The following is a 26,021-nucleotide window of genomic DNA, read 5'->3' on the forward strand; positions in this document are numbered from 1 at the left end:
CATGAGCCAAGCAACAGACACGACCGTTCGCGAGGACGGCGTCATCGAAAGCGTGTCGGGGCCCGTCGTCACGGCCAAGGACCTCGACGCGAAGATGAACGACGTCGTCTACGTCGGCGAAGAGGGACTGATGGGCGAGGTCATCGAGATCGAGGGCGACATCACCACGATCCAGGTCTACGAGGAGACCTCCGCTGTCGCCCCGGGCGAACCCGTCGAAGGGACGGGCTCGCCGCTCTCGGTCGACCTCGGTCCGGGCATGCTGGACTCCATCTACGACGGCGTCCAGCGGCCGCTGGACGTTCTCGAAGACAAGATGGGGTCGGCGTTCCTCGACCGCGGCGTCGACGCCCCCGGTATCGACCTCGAGAAAACGTGGGAGTTCACCCCCGAAGTCGAGGAGGGCGACGAGGTCGAGGCCGGCGACATCGTCGGCTCCGTCCCCGAGACGCCCAGCATCGACCACAAGGTGATGGTGCCGCCCGACTACGAGGGCGGCGAAGTCGTCGCCATCGAGTCCGGCAACTTCAACGTCGAAGAGACGGTCGCCGAACTCGACAACGGCGAGGAGATCCAGATGCGCCAGGAGTGGCCTGTCCGGTCGGCCCGACCGACCGAGGACAAGCAGACGCCGACGGAGCCGCTCACGTCGGGTCAGCGCATCCTCGACGGCCTGTTCCCGCTCGCGAAGGGCGGGACGGCCGCCATCCCGGGACCGTTCGGGTCCGGGAAGACCGTCACCCAGCAGAGCCTCGCCAAGTTCGCGGACGCGGACATCGTCGTCTACATCGGCTGTGGCGAGCGCGGCAACGAGATGACGGAAGTCATCGACGACTTCCCGGACCTGCCCGACCCGCAGACCGGGAACGCGCTGATGGCACGCACGTGCCTCATCGCGAACACGTCGAACATGCCCGTCGCCGCCCGTGAATCCTGCGTGTACACGGGGATCACCATCGCGGAGCACTACCGCGACATGGGGTACGACGTGGCGCTGATGGCCGACTCCACCTCGCGGTGGGCCGAGGCCATGCGCGAGATCTCCTCGCGTCTCGAGGAGATGCCCGGTGAGGAGGGGTACCCGGCCTACCTCGCCGCGCGCCTCTCGCAGTTCTACGAGCGAGCCGGCTACTTCGACAACATCAACGGCACCGAGGGCTCGATTTCGGCCATCGGCGCCGTCTCGCCGCCCGGCGGGGACTTCTCCGAGCCGGTCACCCAGAACACCCTGCGTATCGTCAAGACGTTCTGGGCGCTGGATTCCGACCTGGCCGAGAAGCGCCACTTCCCGGCGATCGACTGGAACGACTCCTACTCGCTGTATCGGGACCAGCTTGACCCGTGGTTCGTCGAGAACGTCGCCGAGGACTGGCCCGAACAGCGCCAGTGGGCGATCGACATCCTCGACGAGGACGGCGAACTGCAGGAGGTCGTCCAGCTCGTCGGCAAGGACGCCCTGCCGGAGGACCAGCAGCTGACCCTCGAGGTCGCCCGCTTCATCAAGGAGGCGTGGCTGCAGCAGAACGCGCTCCACGACGTCGACCGCTACTGTCCGCCGGAGAAGACCTACCGGATCCTCGGCGCGATCCGGACGTTCAACGACGAGGCGATCGACGCGCTCGACGCGGGCGTCCCGATCGAGGAGATCACGGGCATCGACGCCGCGCCGCAGCTCAACCGCATCGGCACGACGCCCGACGACGAGGTCGACGAGTTCGTCGACGACCTCGAATCGGACATCGCAGACCAACTGCGCTCCCTGTACTAACAATGAAAGAATACCAGACAATCACGGAAATCAGCGGTCCGCTGGTCCACGTCGAGACGGACGAGCCCATCGGCTACAACGAGATCGTCGAGATCGAGACCGGTGACGGCGAGACCCGCCGCGGTCAGGTGCTCGACTCCTCGAGCGACCACGTCGCGATCCAGGTCTTCGAGGGCACCGAGGGGATCGACATGGACTCCTCGGTCCGCTTCCTCGGCGAGACCATGAAGATGCCCGTCACCGAGGACCTCCTCGGGCGGGTCCTCGACGGCTCCGGCAACCCGATCGACGGCGGCCCGGACATCGTCCCCGACGAACGCCGCGACATCGTCGGCGCAGCGATCAACCCCTACTCCCGGGAGTACCCGGAGGACTTCATCCAGACGGGCGTCTCCGCCATCGACGGCATGAACACGCTCGTCCGCGGGCAGAAGCTCCCGATCTTCTCGGGTTCGGGGCTGCCCCACAACGATCTGGCGCTCCAGATCGCCCGGCAGGCCTCCGTCCCGGAGGAAGAGGCGGGCGAGGACGAGGACACCGAGTTCGCAGTGATCTTCGGCGCGATGGGGATCACGGCCGAAGAGGCCAACGAGTTCATGGACGACTTCGAGCGCACGGGCGCGCTGGAGCGCTCCGTCGTCTTCATGAACCTCGCGGACGACCCCGCCGTCGAGCGGACGGTCACGCCGCGACTCGCCCTGACCACCGCCGAGTACCTCGCCTTCGACAAGGGGTACCACGTGCTGGTCATCCTGACGGACATGACCAACTACTGTGAGGCGCTCCGAGAGATCGGCGCCGCACGCGAGGAGGTCCCGGGCCGACGTGGCTACCCGGGGTACATGTACACCGACCTGGCCCAGCTCTACGAGCGGGCCGGTCGTATCAAGGGTCAGGAGGGCTCTATCACGCAGATCCCGATCCTGACGATGCCGTCCGACGACATCACCCACCCGATCCCGGACCTGACCGGGTACATCACGGAGGGGCAGATCCTCGTCGACCGCGACCTGAACAGCCAGGGCATCCAGCCGCCGATCGACCCGCTGCCGTCCCTGTCGCGCCTGATGGACGACGGTATCGGCGAGGGGCTCACCCGCGGCGACCACGGTGGCGTCTCCGACCAGCTGTACGCCGCCTACGCGCAGGGTGAGGACCTGCGCGACCTCGTGAACATCGTCGGCCGCGAGGCGCTGTCCGAGCGCGACAACAAGTACCTCGACTTCGCCGAGCGGTTCGAAGAGGAGTTCGTCCAGCAGGGCTACGGCACCGACCGCGACATCGACGAGACGCTGGACATCGGCTGGGACCTGCTCTCGATGCTCCCGAAGGAGGAGCTCAACCGCATCGACGAGGAGAACATCGCGGAGTACTACCGCGAAGACGTCGAAGCCGAAGTCGCCGCGGACTGACGACCCCTTCTTCCCGTGACCGTTCGGCCGTTTCTCGCACGCGCGACCGTGTCTGTGAGGACAACGCTCATGAAGCGCCCGCCAGTACTTCGGTCCATGACTCGCTCTGACAGGGTGGGGACGGGGCGGCGGGTGCTGTACGTCGACCCCGACGAGGAGCGGGCGGCGCCTGTACTCGACGCACTCACCGAGGCGGGGTACGAGGTCGAACGCGCCGAGAACGCGGCGACGGCGTCGGACGTCGTCGCGACCGACCCGCCCGCCTGCGTCGTCAGCGAACAGCGCCTGCCCGACGGGTCGGGGCTGGAACTGCTTCGAGACGTCCGCGAGCGCTTCGAGGAGTTTCCATTCATCATCTTCACCGCGGTCGGCGACGAACACCTGGCGAGCGACGCGATCTCCGCGGGCGTGACCGACTACGTTCCGCGCGCGCCGCCGGAGAAACAGTACGGGGCGCTGGTCGACGGGATCGATGCGGCGCTGGAAGCCGGAGACCGGCGCTTCGCCGCGGTGACCGAGGAACTGAAAGACCGCGCGATGGACGAGGCGCCGGTCGGGATCACCATCGCCGACGGGAAGCGCCGCGACACGCCGCTCATCTACGTCAACGAGGCGTTCCAGGAACTCGCGGGCTACGAGGAGGCGGACGTGCTGGGTCGCAACTGTAACTTCATGCAGGGCGAGGGCTCCGGCGAGGAGCAGATCGCCGAGATGGCGAAAGCCATCGACGCGGGCGACCCGGTGTCGGTCGAACTCCTGAACTACACCGACGACGGCGAGGAGTTCTGGAACCGGGTCCACATCGCACCGGTCCACGACGACACGGGCGAGCTGACCCACTACGTCGGCTTCCAGGAGGACGTGACCGACCGCGTCGAGGCGGAGCGCGAGGCCAAACGACAGGCCGAGCGGGCGACCGCCGAACGGGAGAAAGTCGAGGCGCTGCTGGGCCAGCTCGACGGGCTGGTGACGGACGTGACCAGCCACCTGCTGGGCGCGGAGACGCGGTCCGACGTCGAGTCGGCGGTGACCGAGCGCCTGGCCGAGACCGACGAGTACGCGCTGGCGTGGATCGGGGAGGCCGACCCCGCGTCGGGCGCCATCTCGCCGGGGACGTGGGCCGGCGTCGCGGATCCGCCGGCGCTCGAACTCGACGGCGACGCCGACGACCCGGCCGCCCGCGCCGTGCGAACGGGCGAGTCACAGGTCGTCGACGCCGCGACGGTCCCCGCGAGGTACGCCGACCTGGTCGACGGCGGCGTCGGCGGGCTGGCGGCCCTCCCGCTCCAGTACGGCGACGTGAACTACGGCGTCCTCGTCGTCGTCCTCCGCTCGGAGGCGACGCTGGCCGAGCCCGAACAGCGAGTCCTCTCGGCGGTCGCCCAGTCGACGGCGATGGCGCTCCACGACCTGACCTCGCAGCGACTGCTCGGCTCCGACGAGGTGATCGAACTGTCGTTCTCGCTGGCGGGCGACGACCCGTTCTTCGTCGGGCTCTCCGACGTGCTCGGCGCCGAGTTCACGCACGCGGGGACCATCACGCGCGACGAGGGGAAGACGACGTTCTTCTTCGAGACCGACGCGGACCCGGACGCGGTCGTCGACGCGGCGTCGGTTCGCGGGGACGTCGCGGCGTGTACGCCCGTGACGACCGGCGACGGGCGGACCGTCGTCGAGTTCACCGTCGAGGCGTCGCCGCTCGTCGACATCCTGCTCGAGCGGGGCGGACGCATCACCGCGATGTCGGCGGCCGGCGGGACGGGCGAGATAACGGTCGAACTCCCGCCGGAGGCCCAGCCGCGGACAGTCGTCGAGGCCATCGAGGACCGCGTCCCCCGCGCGGACCTCTCGGCGTACCGGGAACACGAACAGCCGGCCGACACCCGGCGGGACGTCCGCGCGCGCATCGAAGACCGCCTCACGGACCGCCAGTCGACGGCGCTCCAGACCGCCATCGTCGGCGGCTTCTTCGAGTGGCCCCGCGAGACCAACGGCGAGAACCTCGCCGCCGCGATGGACATCGGCCGCTCGACCTTCCACCAGCACCTCAGGGCTGCCCAGCGAAAGGTGTTCGAGGAACTGTACGGGTGACCCCACGGCCCCGGGACCCCCTCGAAACCCGCGAGTTCGGCGTCGACGCTCCGTGAGACCCGTCGTCCAACTAGTTTGGTAGAGTCGTTATGTGAGAAAATTCCTCACTCCCACGTGTAGTCATGCCACAACCAGGTAGCGAGCAGTTATGGCTCTGGATAGGGACGGCAGGAATGTTCCTGGGGATGCTGTACTTCATCGCCCGCGGCTGGGGCGAGGAAGACGAAAAGCGCCAGGAGTTCTACATCGTGACCATACTGATCACCGCCATCGCGTTCTGTAACTACCTCGCCATGGCGCTCGGATTCGGGCTCACGACGGTCAACGTCGGGGGCGAGGAACTCCCCATCTACTGGGCGCGGTACACGGACTGGCTGTTCACGACGCCGCTGTTGCTCATCGACCTCGGACTGCTGGCGCGGGCCAACCGCAACCAACTGGCGACGCTCGTCAGCCTCGACGCGCTGATGATCGCCACCGGCGCGGTCGCGACGCTGACCGGCGGTGCCTACGTCGCGTCGGGGCTCGGCGACGGCGCCCGTCGACTGATCTGGTGGGGCGTCAGTACCGGCTTCCTGCTGGTGCTCCTGTACTTCCTGTTCGGGACGCTCACCGAGCAGGCGAACGCGCTCGGCAGCGACGTGGGCGCGAAGTTCGCCCAGCTACGGAACCTGATCGTCGTCGTCTGGCTGGTGTATCCGGTCTGGTGGCTCGTCGGCACCGAAGGGCTGACGCTCATCAGCCTCAACGTCGAGACGGCCGGTTTCATGGTGCTCGACCTCGTCGCGAAGGTCGGCTTCGGGTTCCTGCTGCTGTCCAGCCGGCAGGTGCTCGACAGCGTCTCCTCGGCGACGGGCACGGGCGCCACCGCGACCGCGGACGACTGATCGTCGACGCCGCCGCGTCCGCGACGACGCGGCGCGCTCGCGACCGTCCGTCGTGATCCACTCCGCGGTCGGCGCGGGTCGGCGCTCGACGACGGACAGGCGGTATCACGGTCGAGAATCGGCCCGGATCGTTGAGGTGACCGGCCACGGTAGCGGGACACACCACCGATGTCGAGCACACTGACCTACGTCCAGTTCCACGCGCTGTACGTGTTGCCGGTGGTAGCGGCGCTGACGGCGACGGTCCACCACCGCCGAGACGACGTCGACTGGCGGGTCAGCGGCGTCGGACTCGCCGTCGTCACCGCCCTGGCGGTCCTGTACACGTTGCCGTGGGACCGCCTGCTCATCGACGTCGGCGTCTGGCGCTACGGTGCCGACACGGTCGCGGGTCGTCTCTGGGGCGTCCCCTACGAGGAGATCGCCTTTTTCGTCCTCCAGCCCGCGCTGACGACGCTGTGGACCGTCCACGTCGTCGGCCCGGTCCTCGAGGGCGTCACGCAGACGTGGCGTGATCGGGCGGCGGGAGCCGTCGCCGGACTCGCCGTCGGCCTCCTCGGACTCGCGCTCCTCACGACGCGGTCGACGACGTACCTGGGGGCGATCCTCGCGTGGGCCGGCCCCGTACTGGGGCTCCAGTGGGCCGTCGGCTGGCGATATCTCTGGCGTGCGCGCGCCCGCGTCGCCGTCGCCGTCCTCGTCCCGTCGGCGTACCTCTGGGTCGTCGACCGACTCGCTATCGAGGCGGGCGTGTGGATCATCTCGGAGACGTACACGACGGGGCTGGCAGTGGCCGGTCTGCCGGTCGAGGAGATGACGTTCTTCGTCGTGACGAACCTCTTCGTCGTGCAGGGAGTCGTCCTCTTTCGCTGGGTGGTCCACCGATGGCGGTAGCCCGCGAACGCGGGACGACGCTCCCGGCGACGGCCCGGCGACCGCTCCGCGTGCTGGTCGGCTGGCTTCCGTGGACCCCGGTCGCGCTCGCGACCGTCGCCTTCGCGGCCGGCCTGTCGGTCCCTCGGGAGTGGCGCTACGTCCCGCTCGCGGTGAGTGTCGTCGCGTTCGGCCTCCCCCACGGCGCGGTCGACTGGGCGGCGCTCCCGCGAGCGGCGGTCGGTCGACTCGACCGCCGCTGGCTCGCCGTCGTCGGCGTCGTCTACCTCGCCTTCGGGGGCGCCTACGCCGTCGGCTGGTTCCTCGCGCCGCTCGCGGCCACCGTCGCCTTCCTCCTGCTGACGTGGTTCCACTGGGGACAGGGGGAACTCTACCCCCTCCGCGCCGTGCTGGGCGCCGACCACCTCGACGCGCGGTGGCGACGCGGGCTGACGGTCGCCGTCCGCGGCGCGCTCCCGATGGGCGTCCCGCTCCTCGCGTTCCCCGGGCGATACCGCACGGTCCTCGACTCGTTCGTCGCGCCGTTCGGCGGGACCGTGCCGGCGTGGCCGTTCACCGCCGACGCCCGACTCGCACTGGGGGTCGCGCTGGCCGCGCTCACCGTCGCGACCCTCGCGGTCGGGTACCCGGCGGCGACGAACCGCCGGGAGTGGGCGCTCGACGCCGGCGAGACGGCCCTACTGTGGGCCTACTTCCTCGTCGTCCCGCCGGTGTTCGCGATCGGCCTGTACTTCTGTTGCTGGCACGCGCCCCGTCACGTGGCCCGGGTCCTCGCGCTGGACGACCGGGCGGTCGACGCGCTGTCCCGGGGTCGACTCGGCGGCGCGCTCGCCCGCTTCGCCCGGGAAGCGGCGGTCCCGACGCTCGCGGCGCTGGTCGGCTGTGCCGCCCTCTGGTGGTTCACGCCGTCGCCCGACCCGACGCTGGCGGGCGCCGTCGCCGTCTATCTGGTCGCCATCGCGGTGTTGACCCTGCCCCACGTCGTCGTCGTGACGTGGCTCGACCGGTTCGACGGGTACTGGTAGCGAGACGCGAGCGAAGCGAGCGTCTCGTGAGGCGAACGGCTCGCTTCGCTCGCCATTCACTTTTCGAGGTCGTGAGCGCAGCGAACGACCTCGCTGCTCGCGGTTCCCTGCGGTCACCGCTCGCTCGTTCGGCGGCGCTCACTGCGTTCGCGCCGCCCGGACTGAAAACGGTTAACTGCCTACGTCGACAACCGGGGATCAATGGCCGAGGACGTCAAACCGACTCGCAAGGAGCTCATGCAGATCGAGGAGCGCATCGAGCTCTCCGAGCGAGGACACGACACGCTGGAGCAGAAACGCGACGGCCTCATCATGGAGTTCATGGACATCCTCGACGAGGCCCAGGACGTTCGCTCCGACCTCGACGAGAAGTACGAGGAGGCCCAGAACGCGATCAACATGGCCCGCGCGCTCGACGGCGACGTGGCCGTGCGAGGCGCCGCCGCCGCGCTCAAGGAACACCCGGAGCTGACTACCCAGTCCAAGAGCGTCATGGGCGTCTACATCCCCCAGATCGACTCCACGAAGGTCCGCAAGAGCCTCGACGAACGGGGCTACGGCGTCCTCGGGACGAGCGCCCGCATCGACGAGGCCGCCTCCGCCTACGAGGAACTGCTCGAACAGATCATCCTCGCCGCCGAGGTCGAGACGGCGATGAAGAAGATGCTCGACGAGATCGAGACCACCAAGCGCCGCGTCAACGCGCTGGAGTTCAAGCTCCTCCCCGAACTGCGCGCCAACGAGGAGTACATCGAGCAGAAACTCGAGGAGCAGGAGCGCGAGGAGATCTTCCGCATGAAGAAGATCAAGGACAAGAAGGAACGCGAGGAAGACGAGGAAGCGGAGGCCGAACGCGAGGCCGAAGAGGCCGAAACCGTCGCCGCCGACGACTGACGTTCCGCGCGTCCTCCACGGCCGCCCGTTCTCTCTCTGCCGGCATCGTTTAGTCGCCGCCGCCACCAGCTATCGCATGGCCTGCCCCGACTGCGGCGCGCCGACGCTCGCCTTTCCCGTCCCGTCGGAGTACCGCGAGTACTTGCCGGGCGACGCCGCCGGTGCCGAGGTCTGCACCGACTGTCTCGTCCTCCGGCCGGTCGACGACCCGCCCGCGGAGCGCCCGGATCTCACCGCTCTCAGCGACGCCGTCCCGTCGAACGACGAGGCGGCCGTCCCGTTCGTCCTGCTCGTCGGTCTGCTCCCGTCGCTGGTGACGAACCGCTCGGAGATATCGGACCTGCTGGCCCGCGTCGAGCGGGCGGGCACGGACCCATTACTCGCGCTCGACCGCCTCGCCGACGACCCGAGCGTCGACCCCGACACCGATCTCCGGGGGCGCCGGCGCCAGCTCGAACAGTTGCTGTGACCCCCGTGGCGTCGTGCGAATCGGATCGAGTAATCGGGCCTTTCGACGGGTTCCCACAGCGTGCCTACTCTGTTAGGTACAGGGCATTTACATCAGGGGGCGTTAGGAAAAGACGCGGCATCGATGCCAGGTGCCGCCGCGACGACACGTAGGACCCGTCGTCGTCTCCCCCCAATCCCCCCTTTACCACCAGCACCCATTTCGCGTCGCCGGCGGTGGCCCGACGGAAGCACTCCCCCCCGCTTCCCGGGTACGCCGGCGACACTCTCTCTTCCGTCTCGGTAACGAACCGTTACCGACGGGTACGGTCGCACCGCCCCGAGCCAGCGATGCGACTGGTCGAACGGTTCGGACTGCGAGCGCAGAAAAGACGGTCCCGTCGATCAGACGCCGGTCGAGTAGCGGAGGATGCCGGCGACGCCGCCGAACGCGGAGAGGAGTTGTTCGCCCTTCTCGAAGTCCGTGGAGACGAAGTACGTCTCCGTGCCGCGCTGGTCGGCGAGTTCCATGAGGTGGTCGATGGCGTCGTCGCGCTCGCCCTCCATCTCCTCGCCACAGCGGTCGCACGCTCGGTCGTCTTCGAGGCTCTCCGACTGCCCGAGCAGTTCCCGCTCGGTGTGGCCGTTGGGGCAGTCGTAGATGGCGACGTCCTGCCGGAGATCCTCGCTGAGGAGCAGGGTCTCGACGGCGCCCATGTTGAGGTTCTCGCGGGTGGGGCCAAAGCCGTAGGTCGCCTGGTCGCCGTCGTGGAGTTCGTCGAAGAACTCCTCCATGTACTTCTTGTCCTGCAGCATCTCGTGCTCGTCGAGCACGTCCTGCGCGGCGTCGACGAGGTCGTACAGCCCCGACTCGTCGGTGTAGGAGACGTCGAACTTCCCGAGCACCATGTCGCCGAGCTCGTGGTGGAGGTAGTCGCCGTCGAGGAACTCGTCTTTCGTCGGCGACGGGCCGCCCACGAGGATGCCGTCCATGTCGTGGCGGTCGTCGACGAACAGGTCGTTGGCCATCCCGGCGACCTCCTGATAGAAGTTGTCGATGGCTTCGAGGCGCAGGCGGGCGAATCGCTGTGCGGACTGGCCACCCTTTCGCTGCTTGCCGGGGACCAGCGAGGACGCAGATTTGACGGGTTCGACGCGCTTGCCGCGGAGCCAGCCGACATTGGCCTCGCGGCGGTCGAGGACGATCAGGCCGAACAGGCCCTTGTCCGCCATCATCTCCTCTAGCGGTTCGGTGAGGAAGTCGGAGTCGCAGTGGTAGCGGAACGACTCGATGGGCTGGGGCGGGCTCTCCAGCGTGCGGGTGATCATCTCCGAGCGGCCGCCGCCGGTGTCGATGGCGCCGGAGAAGACGACCATCCCGTTGTCGGGCGGGTAGGTGTCGTAATAGCGCAGGCGGTCCTTGATCGAGGTGAGCGCGTCCTGGACGGCCGTGCGAGTGTCCTTGGACTTGATGTTCGCCGCCTCGCTGTGCTCCTGGGTGACGTGGGCGACGACGCTGCTGACCTGTCGGTCCTCGGGGATGTAGATGGAGACGAGCTGCGTGCCCGACCCGTCGTACCCCTTGAGTTCCTCGATGACCTTGCGGAACTCGTATTTCTGTTTGTCCGACTGTCCTTCTTGCTCGCTCATTGTCCATCATTCGGGCTGTCGGGGGTAAGTAATTGTTGACCTGTCCGAGCGCCCGCTCGGTCGCCCCCTCCCTCCGCAACCGATAAGTGACGGTGCTGTGATGGGATCGCACGGAACGCCGTCGGCGCCGTCCACCGTGGTGGGTGGGGCGAGCGCGCGACGGCCGCGGAGCGGTGGACGGCGGGTGAGTGGAGTGAGCACGGACACGACGGACGGACACGGGCGGGTGTACAGTTGGGTGGCACGCGTACTCGGGCCGCGGATCGGTCGGGGCCCGGTCGCGAGGCTCCTCCGGGAGTGGTACGCGGGGGTCCACCCGCGATACAGGCCGGTCACGGTCGGCGTCTGGGGGTTCGTCCTCGCGTTCTACGGGCTGGGCGATACGGGCCTCACGACGGTCGTCCTCGCGCTCGGCGGGTTCGAGGCCAGCCCGGTCGCCCGACTCTTCCTCGACTACCTCGGCTACGCGGGGCTCGTCGTCCAGAAAGGGGCCGCGATAACGCTGCTCGCGCTCGTCTGGCGCTACTACCCGACGGTGGGCGGACTGTCGGCCGACCCCTGGCGGCTGGTCGTCCCGACGCTGGCGGCCGCTCGCGGCCTCCATCTGGTGGCGATCCACCTGTGGAACGTCGCTATCCTGGTGTGAGCGGGGCGACGGGTTTCGCCGGTGGCGTCACCAGCGCCTCAGAACGGACGGCGGGTTTATATGGGACCCGTCACTTGGACGTACACAATGGCGGGCTACGTCTGTACGGTTGCCGGCGGTAAAGGAGGGGTCGGCAAGACCACGACGGCTGTCAACGTCGCGGCGGCCATGGAGGACCAGGGGTACGACACCGTCGTCGTGGACGCGGACCTCGGGATGGCGAACCTCGGTGCGATGCTCGGCGTCGAACCCGAGACGAGCATCCACCAGATCCTCGCCGGCGGGCGCGCGGTCAGCGACGCGCTGACCGACGTGCAGGGCGGGATCACGATCGTCCCCGGCGAGCAGAGCCTCGAGGCGTTCGCCGACGCCGACCCCGCGAAGCTCCGCAAGGTCATCAAGACCCTGCGCAACGCCTACGACGTAGTCCTCATCGACACCGGCGCCGGCCTGAGCCACGAGACGACCGTCCCGCTCGGGCTGGCCGACGGCGTCGTCCTGATCACGACCCCCGACGACGTGGCCGTCGGCGACGCCATCAAGACCGCCGAACTCGCCGAGCGCGTCGACGGCGAGGTCATCGGCACCGTCCTCAACCGGACGACCACCGAGACGGACGTGGAGGCCATCGCCGACCGCTTCGACTCCAAGTTGCTCGCGGTGGTCCCCGACGACATCGAGGCGACCGCCGACGAACCGCTCGTGCTCAACGCGGCCGACAGCCCCGCTGCCGACGCCTACCGCCGGCTGACCGACCAGCTGATCGGCATCTTCTTCGAGGGCCTCGAACTCGACGACGTCGAGACCGCGGTCGACCCCGAGTGGTTCCTCGACGAGGACGAAGACGAGGACGACGACGACTCGGGCGGGCGCTTCGGGCTGTTCGGCTGAGCGGGAAGGGGACCGTATCCGACACCGCTGGTCGAAGCCCGACGTAGATCCGTCCACGGCGAGAACCGCTGGTCTCCCCGACCACATTCGTCATTCCTATATCTGCCGCTCGAAAACCGGGAGGTATGTATCTCTCCCTGCGCGGCGAGGTCGAGGACGCGCTCGAAGCGGCGCTGTCCGCGCTCGACCTGCCGACCGAGGACCTGGGCATCGAACGCCCGCCGGCGGACGTCGACGCCGCGGTCGCCTCCAGCGTCGCCTTCCGCCTGGCCGGCGAGGTGGGCGCGCCGCCCCCACAGGTGGCCGCCGACATCGCCGCCGAGATCGACCCCGCGGGGTACGACTACTTCGGCGCCGTCGACACGGAGGGGCCGTATCTCAACTTCTTCCCCTCCGACCGGTACGTCGCCGAGACCGTCGAGCGCGCCCAGTCCGAGGAGTACGGGCGCCTCGCCGACCGCGACACGTCGGTCGTCGTCGAACACACGAGCGCAAACCCGACCGGCCCGGTCCACGTCGGCCGCGCGCGCAACCCCATCGTCGGCGACGCCATCGTGCGCGTCCTCGACTTCGCCGGCTACGACGTCGACGCGCACTACTACGTCAACGACGCCGGCCGCCAGATCGCCGTGTTCACCTGGGCCTACGAGACGTTCGACGAGTCCGACCTGCCCGACCCCGAACGCGACAAGCCGGACTACGACCTCGTGCGCTACTACCGCAAGGGCAACTCGTTCCTCGAGGACGGCGACCCCCAACGAGTCGAGGACGCCGAGGCGGAGATCGAGGCGATCATGCAGGGGCTGGAGGAAAACGACGAGGAGACCTACGAGCGCATCTCCGAAGTCGTCGACACCGTGCTCGAGGGTATGACGGGGACGCTCGACCGCCTGCCCGCCGCGTTCGACGAGTTCGTCAAGGAGACGCGCTTCATGCGGAACGGCTCGACCGACGACGTGATCGAGCGCCTCAAGGCCCTCGACGAGGCCGTCTACGAGGACGACGCCTGGCAGCTCGACCTCCCCGACATCGACAAGAACCTCGTCTTCCTCCGCTCGGACGGCACGTCGCTGTACACGACCCGCGACATCGCTCACCACGAGTGGAAGTTCGAGAACTACGACCGCGCCGTCACCGTCATCGGCGAGGACCACCAGCTCACCTTCGACCAGTTGCGCGAGACGCTGGAACTGCTCGACCACGACACCGACCAGCTCGACCAGGTGTTCTACTCCTGGGTGAACCTCCCCGGCGGCGAGGGGATGAGCACCCGCGAGGGCACCGGAATCGACCTCGACGACCTGCTCGACGAGGCCATCGACCGCGCACGCGCCGAGGTCGAAGAGCGCCTCGACGACCGCATCCGCGACGACGACCTGGACGAGGACGACGTCGAGCGCATCGCCCACCAGGTCGGTATCGGTGCCGTCCGCTACGACATCGTCGCCAAACAGCCGACGAAGATGATCACCTTCGAGTTCGAGCGCGCGCTCGACTTCGAGGCGCAGTCGGCGCCCTACGTCCAGTACGTCCACGCGCGGACCTGCGGCATCCTCGACGAGGCCGCGAGCGACGGGCTGGAAGCGGCCGAGTCGGTCGACCCGGCCCTGCTCGACACGGACGCGGAGGCCGACCTCCTCAAGACGATCGCCCGCTTCCCGGCGGTCGTCGAGGAGGCCGCCGACGAACTCGAGCCCCACCGCGTCGCCACTTACACCCGCACGTTCGCCGAGCAGTTCAACACCTTCTACCGCGAGTGCCCGGTGCTCACCGCCGAGGACGAGGAGACGCGGCGCGCCCGCCTCGCGCTCGTCGCCGCCGCCCGCGAGACGGTCGGCAACGCGCTCCACCTGCTCGGCGTCGAAGCGCCCGACTCGATGTAAGCGGGGGTCACAGTCCGCCGAGGACGATCAGGACGCCGGCGAGCGCCCCGAGCACGAGGACGAGAAAGACGAACACCCACCAGCCGGGGACCGTCTCGTCCCCCGATTCGCTGGCGCTCATCGGTCGAACGTCGGCGTGTCGCCGACCCGGTCACGGGTGCTCGCTGGGGTTGGTTCCATCACCCACAGTTCGCAGCGAGTTGACTAAATGGTACTGGCGGTGTTCCCACCCGTCTCCCCGTCGGTCGGCACCTGCTCGGCCACGACGACATATATAGCTCTCCCGAGGGCTATCCGCGTCGATATAGCGCTCTTAGTCACCGTCTTCCCCCGCGGGCCTGTATCGCCGCGTAGCAGACGGGGCGGGATCGACGCGGTCCGCTCCGTCCACTCTCACTATGAGCGACACTGGCTACGACACGGACGGGAGCGAGACCGGACAGAACACCGACGGGACCGGGCGCGCCGGGACCGACGCGGCGCCGCTCGACGGACTGGCACTCGACGAGGCGGCCGAGCGGGTTCTCGCCCGGGAGACGGGTCGAGACGCCGAGACGGCCAGGGCGTCCCTGTCGTACGCGGCCGAGAACGGCGTCGTCAGCGAGGCGGCGCTCGGCGACGCGCTGGCCGAGGCCTCGAAACTCGTCGCCACCGCGGAGACCCGGGCCGAACTCGCCCGTATCGCCCTCGACGAGGCCCGCGAGGCCGCCGCGTCGGTCGAGGACGTCCCGACGGTCGCGGCCCGCATCGAGCGCTTCGAACACGACGTCTCGGCCGTCGAGGAGCGGGCCGCCGACCTCGGGCCGTCGCTCCAGTCGGTCGTCGACGACCGCGGCGAGCCCGCGGCACGCTTCGCCGTCGCCGACGGGGTCCGCCGGGTCGAGCAGCGGGCGCGGTCGGTCCAGCGGGACGCCGACGACTGCCAGTTCGATATCGAGGCGTTCGAGCGCTGGCTCGACAGTCACGGGACCCGCGTCCGCGAACTCGACGAGGACGCCGACGCGTTCGCGTCGTCGCTGGACGACCTCGCCGCCGCCGTCGAGGCGGTCGAGGACGCGGAGACCGACGCCGACCCCGCCCGGGTCTGGTTCGACGCGACCCTCCGCCACCGGGTCGCCGGGCTCACCGTCGCCGATATGCGGGCCGAACTCGCCGACCTGCGGACGTGGGCCGACCGCGAGGGCGCCGGGCCCGCCGACCCGAGCCTGGACGACCTCGCGGACCGACTGGGCGACCTCGACGCGCGCCGGGAGGCCCTCGGCGAGCGGCTCGCCGAGCGGGCCGAACCCGCGTGGCGGAGCCGATTCGGCGACACGCTCGCCGATCTCGAAGGCGAACTCGACGGACTCGCCCCGCCGGTCGACTGGGGGGCGGTGGGAGAGGCGCTCGAAGAATGCCGATCGACGGCGGGTCTGGACGGATAGGAAATTCAGTACAGCAGTTCCGAGTCGTTCTCGAGCATGTAGAGGGTGCGAGCGGCGACGTTGACGGCGTGGTCGCCGACGCGTTCGAGGTCACGAACCGTCAGCAGGAGCCGAGACACGTCGTCGAGGACGCGCTCCGCGGCCCAGGAGTCGTCTCCCGTCTCTCGTTCGAGGAGGTCGCGGACGACCGCCTCGCTCGCGCGCTGACAGAGCGCGTCGAGGTCGTCGTCGCGGGCGGCCACCGCGCGACAGGCGTCGGGGTCGCCGCTCTCGTAGGCGGCCAGCGCCGTCTCGAGCTGGTCGACGGCGTCGGCCCCGATGGCGTCGACGTCGACGTCCCCGGACTCCCCGTCGGCCGACAGCGCGTACTCCCCGAGGTTCGTCGCCAGGTCGCCGACCCGTTCCAGGTCCGTGAGGATCTTGAACGAGGCGGCGACGAACCTGAGGTCGGAGGCGACCGGTTGCTGGAGCGCGAGCAGGTCCACGCAGTCGCTTTCGAGCGCGAGATAGCGGTCGTTGATCGCCGCGTCGGCGTCGATCACCTCGCGGGCGAGCGCCTCGTCACCGGTGTCGAGCGCGGTCAGTCCCGCTTCGAGCTGGTCGACCACGTCCGCCCCGAGCGCGAGCACGTCCGCCCGGAGGTCGCCGAGTGCCGTCTGGTACTCCTCTCTCGGCACGTGGATCACCCGAACTTGCCGCTGACGTAGTCCTCGACGCGCTGGCTCTCGGGGTCCTCGAATATCTTCCCCGTGTCGTCGTACTCGACGAGTTCGCCGCCGGTGAGGAACACGGCGGTCTGGTCGGAGATGCGCGCCGCCTGCTGCATGTTGTGCGTGACGACGACGACGGTGTACTCCTCGGCGAGCTCCTCGACGAGGTCCTCGATCTTCGCGGTCGCGATCGGGTCCAGCGCGCTGGCGGGCTCGTCCATGAGGATCACTTCGGGGTCCACGGCGAGACAGCGGGCGAGACAGAGCCGCTGTTGCTGGCCGCCGGAGAGTCCCATGGCGTTGTCGTCGAGGCGGTCCTCGACCTCGTCCCACAGCGCCGCCTGCCTGAGCGCCCGCTCGACGAGCCGGTCGGCCGCCTCGCTGTCGTCCCGGCCGGTGAGGCGGGCGAGCAGCCCGGTGTCGATGTCGCCGTGCTGTCGCGGGCCGTACGTGATGTTGTCGCGGATGGACTTCGGGAAGGGGTTGGGCGCCTGGAACACCATGCCGACCTGCTTGCGAAGCTCGACGAGGTCGACGCCGTCCTGGTAGACCTCCTGGCCGTCGAGTTCGACGGAGCCGTCGATGCGCGCGGTGCCGATGCGGTCGTTCATCCGGTTCAGACAGCGCAGGAACGTGGACTTGCCACACCCCGACGGGCCGACGAGGGCGGTGACGCTCTCCTCGGGGATGTCCATCGAGACGCGCTTCAGCGCGTGGTCGTCGCCGTAGTACACGTCGAGGTCCTCGACGGCGAGCTTCGTCTCGCCGGCGAACTCGTACTCGCGCCACGCTTCGCGGGTCCGCTCGTCGGTCTCGCCCGCGGTCGTTTCCGCCGGGCGCTCGGTGCCGTTCGTCACTGGTTCGGTCTCACTCATAGGTCAGTTTGCTCCGGAAGTACTGTCGCGTCGCGATGCCGACCGCGTAGAACAGGAGGACGACTGCCAGCAACACGAGGGCCGTCCCCCAGCCGAAGGCGGTGATGTCGGTGACTCCGGCGGTCTCGCCCGTCCCCGTGAGCACCACCTGGTACAGCTGGTAGGGGAGCGCGGTCGTCGCCTGCGTGAGCTCGGGGTTGGTGACGAACGGCGGCGACAGCGACAGCTGGAAGCTGTCGAGCACCTTCGCCCGCTGGCCCGCGCCGACGAACGACCCGCCGCCCATCGTCAGCAGGAGCGGCGCGGTCTCGCCGGCGATCCGCCCGACGCCGAGGATGACCCCGGTGACGACGCCCGGCATCGCCGCGGGGACGACGACGCTGCGGATCGTCTGCCACTTCGAGACGCCCAGCGCCGCGCTGGCGTCGCGGTACTCGTCGGGGACGGCGATCATCGCCTCGCGACTCGTGATCACCACCAGCGGCAGGAGCATGAACCCGAGCGTGATCATCCCCGCGAGCAGCGACTTCTGGGGCTGCGGGGTGAACCGCGGCACGAGGAAGGCCGCCCCGAACAGTCCGAAGACGATGCTCGGCGTGCTCCAGAGGGCGTTCGTGGCGACTTCGACGACGCGCGTGAACCGCCCCTGTTCGGCGTACTCGGTGAGGAAGATCGCCGCGCCGACGCCCAGCGGGACGGCCAGCAGGACCGCGCCGACGACGAGCCACGCGGTCCCGACGATGGCCGGGAACACGCCCGTCACGTCCGTGAACAGCGACGCCCCGTTCATCAGGAACGGCCAGTTGACGGGCCAGACCACCTCGTAGCTGAACCCGAACAGGGCGATCGTCGTCGCCGGGCCGACGCCGAGACCGACCGTGACGCTCTCGGTGACCGGGGCGAACCCCTTCACGACGACGAAGGCGACGAGGGCGACCAGGACGGCGATGATGGCGATCGCGTTGAGGTAGACGAGGAGGTACGCCCCCAGGTGGCGGCCGCGAGCGCCGAAGCCGCCGTAGGCCTTCGCGGCCGCCCAGCCGACGACGAGCGCCGAGAGGATCACCGCGAAGGGAGCTATCGTGCGCGCGAAGAACGTCACGGACTGGCTGTCGGGGAAGCTCGCCGGCGACCACGACCACTCCGGGCCGACGACCCCAAGGAGGAAGACGAGCCCGAACAGCACGGCCAGCGCCCCGGCGGGGAGCGTCGACCCGATGTCTTCGCGCGGCAGTGCGGTCGCGGCGAACCCGACCGCACCGACGAGGAGGCCGACCGCGAGCCCGCCGCCGAACCCGAGTCCGAGCGTCTCCGAGCCGACGAGCGCGCCGACCAGGAACCACAGGCCCGAGAAGAGGGTCGCGGCGACGAGCCCGGCGCTCGCGCGCGGGTCCGTCGGGAAGATCCCGCGGTACGACGCCAGTCCGAAGGCGACGACGGCGAGTCCCATGACGACCAGCAGGAGTCCGAGCGCGGTCAGCGTCCCCAGCCCGGCGAGCGTGCCGGTGACCGAGACGATATCGACGGTGGCCGCGAGCCCGAGGAAGAACAGTATCGCGGCCAGCCCGACGGTGAGCCCCGCGACCGCCTCGTAGGTCGAGGTGTCCTCGCGGACGACGGTCGACTCGGCTGCGCCCGCCATCACTCGGCCCTCCCGAGGTCGTGGTCCATGCGTTCCTCGATCAGTTGCGAGCCGATGCTGAGCGTCAGGACCGAGACGAAGAGGATACAGCCGGCGACGAACAGCGCGTCCTTCTGGAGGCCGCTGGAGGAGCCGTAGTTGGCCGCGATCAGCGACGTGAGCGTCTCGAAGCCGTAGAAGACGTTGTACAGCGGTTCGGCGACTCTCGGCGTGTTCCGCAGCATGACCGTCGCGGCCATCGTCTCGCCGATGGCCCGGCCGACGCCGAGCAGGACGGCGGCCGACACGCCCGAGAACGCCGTCGGGAGGGTTATCGTCGTCATCGCCTGCCAGTCGGTAGTCCCGAGCGCGAGCGACCCGCTCTTCATCGACTCCGGGACGCTGTTGATGGCGTCCTCGGCGACGGAGACGACCGTCGGCAGCGCCATCAGGCCGACGACGATCCCGACGAAGAGGTACGTCCCCTGGCCGACGAGGTCGAACTGGTCCGACGCCCACGGGCTCAGCACCGTGAACCCGATGAAGCCGTACACGATCGAGGGGATGCCGGCGAGGATCTCCACGCCCGGCTTGACCACCTCGCGGACCGGCGCCGGCGCGATCTCCGAGATGAACAGGGCGGCCGCCACACCGAGCGGGCCGGCGACCGCGGTGGCGATGATCGTCACCAGCACCGTCCCCTGGATCATCGGGAGCATCGAGTACCGGGGCGTGCCCTCGGCGGGTGTCCACGCGGTCGTGGTGAACAGTTCGAGGCCGGGGACCGTGACGCCGAGCACCTGTCCGCTCCGGTCCTGGAGGATCGGCCAGGCCTCGTAGAAGATGAAGACGGTGATGAGCGAGAGGATGACGACCGTCGAGACGGTCATCGCCATCGTCACTCCCTTGGCCGCCAGTTCCTGGTGGCGCACCCAGCCGTAGCCCACCGACAGCAGAAATCCGACGATGCACACCGAGGTGTACGGCGAGGTCACGAGGAACCCCGCGAACGCGCCCGCGAGCGACACCGCCCCGACGACACCCGCGGCTACCGCGTCGTTTTCAGTGTCCTGTACGACCGCTCCCATCCGAGCGAACCGAGACGCCAGTCGAGCCTGCCACCCGTCGGGGTCTCTCTCGTTTGTCGTTGCCATGTGCGTGATTCGATAGTAGCTGAAAGACGAAGTTCGACGCCGCGAGCGCCCGAGTCAGGCCGTTTCGGGGAGCTTCTCCAGTTCGGACTCGACGTCGCTCGTCGGCAGCGGGATGTAGTTGTTGTCCTCGACGAACACCTGTTGCCCGAACTCGGTCAGGAACATCCGGCAGAACGCGCCCTCGCGGTTGTCCGTCCCGTTCGGCGTGTCCTCGGTGATCTGCGTGTACATGTGCAGGTCGCGGTTGAGCGGGTACTCGCTGTCGAAGATCGTGTTCTCGGCGTCCCTGCTGGTCTCGTAGAGGGTGCCCTCGAACTCGATCCCGATGGGCTGGACCTGGTCGCCGGTGAAGGCCAGCGCCATGTACGCGATGGCGCCCTCGTTCTGTCGGACGAGCTGGGCGACGCCCTGGTTCTGGCCCTGACGAGTGTCGACGCCCGGCATCTCGGCCTCGGCGTCGCCGAGCATGTTGAGGCGGAATGAAGTGTCGGTCCCCGACCCGACCGCGCGACCGATACAGAAGATCTCCTTGTCCGGGCCGCCGAGTTCGCTCCAGTTGGTGACCTCGTCCTGGTAGATCTGGCGGATCTGCTCGCCGGTGAGCTGGGTGATCCCCGCGTCGTAGATGTCCTTGCTCACGACGACCGGCTGGCCGTCGCGGCCGAGGACGTGGTCGACGACCTCTTCCTCGGCCTTCTCCTCGCTCCAGCCGAGTTCGGCGGTGATCGGGCCCGAGGAGTTGCCGATGTCGACGAGGCCGTTGGTGACCGCCTCACAGCCGGTCCCGGAGTGGCTCAGGCCGATCGTCGCGCGGTAGGGCGGGTTCGACCGTTCCTCGGTCGGCTCGAAGCCGTACTGGCTCGCGAAGTAGTCCGCGAGGTGCATGTCCGTCTCGATCTCCGACCAGCCGGGGACCGAGCCCTCGTCGTTACTGCCCCAGTACTCGCCGTCGCTCGGCGGGGCGTTCCCGTTCCAGTAGGAGGCGCCCTTGTTCGCGATCGGGTAGACCGTCGAGGAGCCCTCGCCGGTGAGCAGGGAGGGGCCGTTCGAGTCGCCGCTCGACCCGTCACTCGAGGAGCCGTCGCCGGAGGAGTCCCCGTCGGCGGACTCGCCGTCGCCGGACGACCCGCCGTCGGCGGGTTCGGGCGTGTCCGTCGAGTCGTCGCCGCCACCGGTACACCCGGCCAGCCCCGCCGCCCCGACGGCGCCGGACGCGAGCAGGAACTTTCGCCGCGTTACCCTCTCTGCCGGACGCTCCGAATCGTGCGTCATCACCTGTACGGTGCCGGGACCCGACTAAACTGGTTTATAATAGGGGTATTGCCGGATACGCCCCTCCCAGTTCCCGTACTACCGGATAGGCACGCGAACATCTCACAGGGGTCGGTACTGAGGGCTATATAGCTCCACGAACCGCTCTTAGCGAGCTACTTCCGGGACGCGTCGAGACGTTCAGGCGGCGTGCTGTCAGACATCTCCACCACCCGCATCGGACGGTCCGTTCGGCACGACTGATCCCGGGCCGTCCGCGACCACCCGCACGCCGCCGGGCCGTGGCCGCCGACCACGCCCCTCTTCTCCCTTCTCGTCGTCTCTCCCAACACCCGGTCGCAGTCGACCGGCCACTGCCGCGCAACCAGCCCGACAGAACCGATAGGGGTCGCCCCGACCTGGACCCGGTATGGCCGAGTACACCGACGAACAGGTCGGCAAGCGCGTCGTCGCCCAGTCCGGCGAGGAGATCGGCGAGGTGGTCGCCATCGACGAGGGGTCGCTCGTCGTCGAGGTCCAGGTCGGCGACGGCCACGACGTCGTCGACCACCTGGGCTGGGACAGCGGCGCGAACCAGGAGCGGCACACGCTCGACGACCGGTACGTCTCGACGATCCGCGAGAACGCGGTTCGACTGCGGGTTTAGACGCGCAAGGGTCGTTTCGGTCGAGGTGCGTAACCGTCACCAAACACCGTAGAGGGGCCGGTCGACGAACTTGACGGCGAGATACCCGAGCCGACGACCCGCTGGTCAGCCACGGAGTCCGTCCTCCGCGATCCGGTCGATCACCGCACGCTGCTGGCGGCGAAGGTCGTCACGCTGGTCGGCGAACTTGACTGCGAGGTCGAGATCGGATCCACGGGTCGTCCCGCCCGTGATCTGGGAGCCGAACGCGACTACGAACTCGACGTCCGAGTCGGAGCAAACGGACGGCGGCCACCCGGGAGCGTCACTCAGAGGTCGTCTCTGGAGAGGGAACTGCGAGCGGACACAGCGTCGATCTGCGACTGCCAACGTCCGACTGTCTCAAATACCAAAACAGAATTATACATAGAAATGTGTTACTATCGGATAAATTGAAGTTCAGTCGTGGAGAACCTGAGACGGTGTTCAACGGTCCTTTTCCGATAGGTTGACGTCCGTTTCGGCCGATTCAGGCTTTAAAAAAACGAAATCGTCGGAATCTGAACTTTCGACGACGTACAGACCGTATCTCATCGTCGATCCGTTCTCCCTAACATTTCGGTGATGATTAACCTGCGGTACTGTAGTGAGTATGGTTCTCTCAGCACCTTTACTGGAGTTTCGAAGGGTTTGCGAACATCGAGCGCGTCGAAGGTGTCATGGCGATCGCGATACTATCTATTCTCATATAATTATACGGTACTATTCCGTATTTGATAAAAACAGATGTTCTGTAACTATCTCTGGTTCCGTCTCTCTTGAATCCGAACCGCGAACACCGCAGATGGGGCGGCCACGTCGTGATACGTGACCCCCGTGGCCAGCCGACTGATTGTAGGCTCTCTAACCGGGCTCGACTGTGCAGTGATGCACTGCCGCCGTCATACTCCTCGCGGACGCGGCCGGGTGTGATTCTGGGTGGAGAGACACCGCTTCGCGAGACAGTGATGCCGGCGTCGGTACCGACAGTCACGACGCCGGCTCGGCGGGTCGTTCCGGCGACGAGCGCGAGCGAGCGAAACGGACGGTAGTATTTTGCCCCACCAGTGGCAACTGAGGGAGCATGGAATCACCGAGTGGCCAGAGTCGCGTCACGGAATCGCTCGACGGCGAGTGGCAGTTCCTGACGGACCCCGACGACGGCGAGGAGCGTGCGCTCGCGGACCCTGAGACGGACTGGTCGGACGCCGAGCGCGCGACCGTCCCGCACGCCTGGCAGGAAGACGAAGCCCATCGCGAGTACACCGGGACGGCGTGGTACCGGCGGACGGTCGAGTACGACGGGTCCGGCGACCGCGTCTTCCTGCGGTTCGGCGCCGTCGACTACGAGGCGACCGTCTACGTCGACGGCGAGCGGGTCGGCACGCACCGCGACGGCTACCTCCCCTTCGAGGTGGAGGTGACCGACGCGCTCTCGTCGGGCGAGAGCGTCGTCGCCGTCGAAGTGGCCGACCCGGAGGACCTCTCTGAGATCCCCCACGGTAAGCAGGGCGCACCGTGGTACACCCGGGTCAGCGGGATCTGGCAGTCGGTCACCCTCGAAGCCCGACCCGAGCAGTTCGTCGACGACGTGCGGGTCACGCCGGACCTGGACGACGACACCGCGACCGTCGAGGTGACGGTGGACGGCGACGCCGCCGACCGCGACGACGACGCGGGTGCGGTCGACGCCGCAGTCACCGTCTCTCGGGACGGCGAGGAGGTCGTCGCGACGACCTGCGACATCGAAGACGGCGAGGGAACGTGCACGGTTTCGATCCCCGACGCCGACTACTGGACGCCCGAGAACCCCGCACTCTACGACGTGACGGTCGAACTCCGGGCTGTCGACACCGTGGTCGACGCGACAGAGACGTACTTCGGGATGCGCAGCGTCAGTACGGACGGCGAGCGCATCTATCTCAACGGCGATCCCTATTACATCCGCGGCGCGCTCGACCAGGCGTACTACCCTGATACGTTCTACCGGCCGTTCGAGGACGGCCTCTTCGAGTACGAGGTTCGAACCGCGAAGGACCTCGGGTTCAACATGCTGCGAAAGCATATCAAGCCGGCCCATCCGGACTTCATCGAGGCGGCCGACCGACTCGGTATCCTCGTCTGGCAGGAGCCGGCGAACCCCACCATCTACACCGACCGCTCGAAACGGGAGGTCCGCGAGCAGTTCCGAGGGCTGGTCGACCGCGACTACAACAGCCCGAGCGTCGTCGCCTGGAGCCTCTACAACGAGGAGTGGGGCATCGGCCTCGACCAGGAGGACTACTCCATGCACGACGGGCGCCTCTGGAACGACGAGGCGAAACAGGAGTACCTGACCGACCTCTTCCACGAGGCCAAGGAGTGGGACACGACGCGGCTGGTCTGTGACAACTCCGGCTGGGCGCACGTCGCCACCGATATCAACGACTACCACGAGTACTACGTCAGCCCCGACCGCGCGGAGCCGTGGGCCGACGCGCTCGACGAGATCGCCGCGAACCCCGGGGACAACTACGCGACGGAGAACACGCCCGCGGCGGACGCCCCGATCCTGATCTCGGAGTTCGGGACCTGGGGGTTCCCCGACTTGCCGAAGCTCCGCGACCACTACGGCGGCGACCCGACGTGGTTCTCCCACGACTTCCTCGAAGACCCGCTCAAGCGGCCCGAGGGCGTCGACGAGCGCTACGAGGCGACCGACCTCCCCGACGTCTTCGACGGATACGACGACCTCGCCGAGGCCTGGCAGCGCCGCGAGTCCGTCTCGCTGCAGGGCGTCATCGAGGAGATGCGGACCCACGAGGCCGTCGCGGGCTACGTCGTCACCGAGTTCTCCGACATCGAGTGGGAGTTCAACGGCATCCTCGACTACCTCCGTGACCCCAAGGGCTTCGCCGAGGAGTTCGCCCGGATCAACAGCGAGGTGCTGGTCGCGATCGACCTCGAGACGCACGCCGTCGCACCGGGCGAAGAAGTCACCGCGGACGTCGAGATCGTCAACGACACCACGGACTCGCTGACGGGCGAGCTCCGCTGGAGCGGCCCCGAATCGTCGGGGACGCGGTCGGTCTCGGTCGACGGCTTCGGGACGACCACGCTCGAAGACGCGGTGACGCTCGCACCGTCGGGCGACGCCGCGACCGGCGCCCACCGGCTCGAAGTGACCTTCGACGCCGACGACCGCACGGTCACGAACGAGGAACCGGTGTTCGTCGTCGCCGGGGAGCGTCCCGACCGGACGGTCTATGCCGACGACCCGCTGGCCGCCGGCCTGGAAGCGAACGGCGTCACCGTCACCGACAACCTCGACGAGGCGGACGTCGCGGCGGTCACGTCCGTCGGCGACACCGTCTCCGAGTTCGTCGAGGCGGGCGGCTCGGCGCTGGTCGTCCCCGAGCCCGACGGACGGATGGCCGGGACGGACGACTTCGACTACCGGAACCTCCCGGCCGGCGAGAGCTGGAACCTCGTCTCGTCGCTGCTGTACCAGGACAGCGACCTCCTCGACGGCCTGTGTACGGACGCCCGCGTCGGCTGGGCGTTCGAGGATCTGTTCCCTCACGACCTGATCGAGGGCCTGGACGAGTCCACCGACGAGATCCACGTCGGATCCGTCGAGGGCTGGATCGCCAACTGGGGCAGTCCGCTCGTCGTCCGCGACGTGGGCGACGGCCGGCTCTGTGGCTGCACCTTCCGCGTCACCGACCGCTACGGCGAGCACCCGACCGCGACCGCGCTGGTCGACCGGCTGCTCCGGCGGCTCTGACCGGGCGAGCAGCCACGCCCGTTCCCGCGCCCACCGACACGACCAGT

Annotated in this window: 21 protein-coding genes; 14 read left to right on the forward strand and 7 right to left on the reverse strand. The window is 68.5% G+C overall.

Annotated elements, in window-relative coordinates:
• Nucleotide 1 precedes the first annotated feature (1 nt).
• From D1409_RS07240 to D1409_RS07275, 8 genes are all read left to right on the forward strand, one after another.
• Nucleotides 2-1,768 (forward strand): ATP synthase subunit A, encoded by a 1,767-nt coding sequence (locus D1409_RS07240; RefSeq protein WP_123535546.1) that lies wholly within the window; start codon nt 2-4, stop codon nt 1,766-1,768.
• A gap of 2 nt (nt 1,769-1,770) precedes the next feature.
• Nucleotides 1,771-3,180 (forward strand): ATP synthase subunit B, encoded by a 1,410-nt coding sequence (locus D1409_RS07245; RefSeq protein WP_123535548.1) that lies wholly within the window; start codon nt 1,771-1,773, stop codon nt 3,178-3,180.
• Nucleotides 3,181-3,276: 96 nt separating this feature from the next.
• Nucleotides 3,277-5,271, forward strand: coding sequence for a bacterio-opsin activator domain-containing protein (locus D1409_RS07250; protein WP_164471601.1), 1,995 nt, complete (start codon nt 3,277-3,279; stop codon nt 5,269-5,271).
• 122 nt (nt 5,272-5,393) lie between these two features.
• On the forward strand, nt 5,394-6,158 hold the full coding sequence (locus tag D1409_RS07255; RefSeq protein WP_123535552.1) for a bacteriorhodopsin: 765 nt from the start codon (nt 5,394-5,396) through the stop codon (nt 6,156-6,158).
• Between the two features lie 168 nt (nt 6,159-6,326).
• Complete coding sequence (locus D1409_RS07260; protein ID WP_123535554.1) at nt 6,327-7,052, forward strand: lycopene cyclase domain-containing protein; 726 nt, start codon at nt 6,327-6,329, stop codon at nt 7,050-7,052.
• Complete coding sequence (locus tag D1409_RS07265) at nt 7,043-8,077, forward strand: Brp/Blh family beta-carotene 15,15'-dioxygenase (protein ID WP_123535556.1); 1,035 nt, start codon at nt 7,043-7,045, stop codon at nt 8,075-8,077. The genes D1409_RS07260 and D1409_RS07265 overlap by 10 nt, the downstream gene beginning before the upstream one ends.
• Nucleotides 8,078-8,278: 201 nt before the next feature.
• The gene (locus D1409_RS07270) at nt 8,279-8,971 is read left to right on the forward strand and encodes a V-type ATP synthase subunit D (protein WP_123535557.1); all 693 of its coding nucleotides are present in this window, start codon (nt 8,279-8,281) and stop codon (nt 8,969-8,971) included.
• A gap of 76 nt (nt 8,972-9,047) precedes the next feature.
• Nucleotides 9,048-9,440 (forward strand): DUF6276 family protein, encoded by a 393-nt coding sequence (locus D1409_RS07275; protein ID WP_123535559.1) that lies wholly within the window; start codon nt 9,048-9,050, stop codon nt 9,438-9,440.
• Between the two features lie 383 nt (nt 9,441-9,823).
• Here the strand turns inward: D1409_RS07275 and prf1 are convergent, their stop codons facing one another.
• A complete protein-coding gene (prf1, locus tag D1409_RS07280; protein ID WP_123535561.1) occupies nt 9,824-11,068 on the reverse strand; it encodes a peptide chain release factor aRF-1 in 1,245 nt (414 codons plus the stop codon).
• Between the two features lie 238 nt (nt 11,069-11,306).
• Here prf1 and D1409_RS07285 point away from each other — a divergent pair, with 238 nt between their 5' ends.
• The 4 genes from D1409_RS07285 (at nt 11,307) to D1409_RS07300 (ending at nt 15,912) form a co-directional block, all read left to right on the forward strand.
• On the forward strand, nt 11,307-11,714 hold the full coding sequence (locus tag D1409_RS07285) for a hypothetical protein (RefSeq protein ID WP_123535563.1): 408 nt from the start codon (nt 11,307-11,309) through the stop codon (nt 11,712-11,714).
• 87 nt (nt 11,715-11,801) lie between these two features.
• Entirely contained in the window at nt 11,802-12,605 is an 804-nt protein-coding gene (locus D1409_RS07290; protein WP_123535565.1) for a MinD/ParA family ATP-binding protein, read from the forward strand.
• A 125-nt stretch (nt 12,606-12,730) separates the two neighbouring features.
• Nucleotides 12,731-14,488, forward strand: coding sequence for an arginine--tRNA ligase (gene argS, locus D1409_RS07295; RefSeq protein ID WP_123535567.1), 1,758 nt, complete (start codon nt 12,731-12,733; stop codon nt 14,486-14,488).
• Nucleotides 14,489-14,886: 398 nt separating this feature from the next.
• On the forward strand, nt 14,887-15,912 hold the full coding sequence (locus D1409_RS07300) for a coiled-coil domain-containing protein (protein WP_206424998.1): 1,026 nt from the start codon (nt 14,887-14,889) through the stop codon (nt 15,910-15,912).
• A 5-nt stretch (nt 15,913-15,917) separates the two neighbouring features.
• Here D1409_RS07300 and phoU read toward each other — a convergent pair whose 3' ends face one another.
• The 5 genes from phoU to D1409_RS07325 are packed head-to-tail and all read right to left on the reverse strand — an operon-like array spanning nt 15,918 to nt 21,544.
• Entirely contained in the window at nt 15,918-16,589 is a 672-nt protein-coding gene (phoU, locus tag D1409_RS07305) for a phosphate signaling complex protein PhoU (RefSeq protein ID WP_123535987.1), read from the reverse strand.
• A 5-nt stretch (nt 16,590-16,594) separates the two neighbouring features.
• Nucleotides 16,595-17,497 (reverse strand): phosphate ABC transporter ATP-binding protein PstB, encoded by a 903-nt coding sequence (gene pstB / locus D1409_RS07310; protein WP_123535568.1) that lies wholly within the window; start codon nt 17,495-17,497, stop codon nt 16,595-16,597.
• Entirely contained in the window at nt 17,490-19,139 is a 1,650-nt protein-coding gene (gene pstA / locus D1409_RS07315; RefSeq protein ID WP_123535570.1) for a phosphate ABC transporter permease PstA, read from the reverse strand. The genes pstB and pstA overlap by 8 nt, the downstream gene beginning before the upstream one ends.
• Nucleotides 19,139-20,272: a phosphate ABC transporter permease subunit PstC gene (gene pstC / locus D1409_RS07320; RefSeq protein WP_123535572.1), complete on the reverse strand. Its 1,134-nt coding sequence runs from the start codon at nt 20,270-20,272 to the stop codon at nt 19,139-19,141. Before pstC ends, pstA begins: the two co-directional genes overlap by 1 nt.
• Before the next feature lie 54 nt (nt 20,273-20,326).
• On the reverse strand, nt 20,327-21,544 hold the full coding sequence (locus D1409_RS07325; RefSeq protein WP_123535574.1) for a PstS family phosphate ABC transporter substrate-binding protein: 1,218 nt from the start codon (nt 21,542-21,544) through the stop codon (nt 20,327-20,329).
• Between the two features lie 409 nt (nt 21,545-21,953).
• On the opposite strand from D1409_RS07325, the gene D1409_RS07330 reads away from it, so the two are divergent.
• The gene (locus D1409_RS07330) at nt 21,954-22,190 is read left to right on the forward strand and encodes a hypothetical protein (RefSeq protein ID WP_123535577.1); all 237 of its coding nucleotides are present in this window, start codon (nt 21,954-21,956) and stop codon (nt 22,188-22,190) included.
• Nucleotides 22,191-22,295: 105 nt separating this feature from the next.
• Here D1409_RS07330 and D1409_RS07335 read toward each other — a convergent pair whose 3' ends face one another.
• Complete coding sequence (locus D1409_RS07335; protein WP_235853526.1) at nt 22,296-22,559, reverse strand: nucleotidyltransferase domain-containing protein; 264 nt, start codon at nt 22,557-22,559, stop codon at nt 22,296-22,298.
• 733 nt (nt 22,560-23,292) lie between these two features.
• Between D1409_RS07335 and D1409_RS07340 the strand changes: the two genes are divergently transcribed.
• Nucleotides 23,293-25,974 carry a sugar-binding domain-containing protein gene (locus D1409_RS07340; RefSeq protein WP_123535578.1) on the forward strand — a complete coding sequence of 894 codons (2,682 nt, stop codon included), beginning with the start codon at nt 23,293-23,295 and terminating at the stop codon, nt 25,972-25,974.
• Nucleotides 25,975-26,021: the final 47 nt, after the last annotated feature.

It is taken from the genome of Halosimplex salinum (assembly GCF_003730195.1).
Classification (GTDB): domain Archaea; phylum Halobacteriota; class Halobacteria; order Halobacteriales; family Haloarculaceae; genus Halosimplex; species Halosimplex salinum.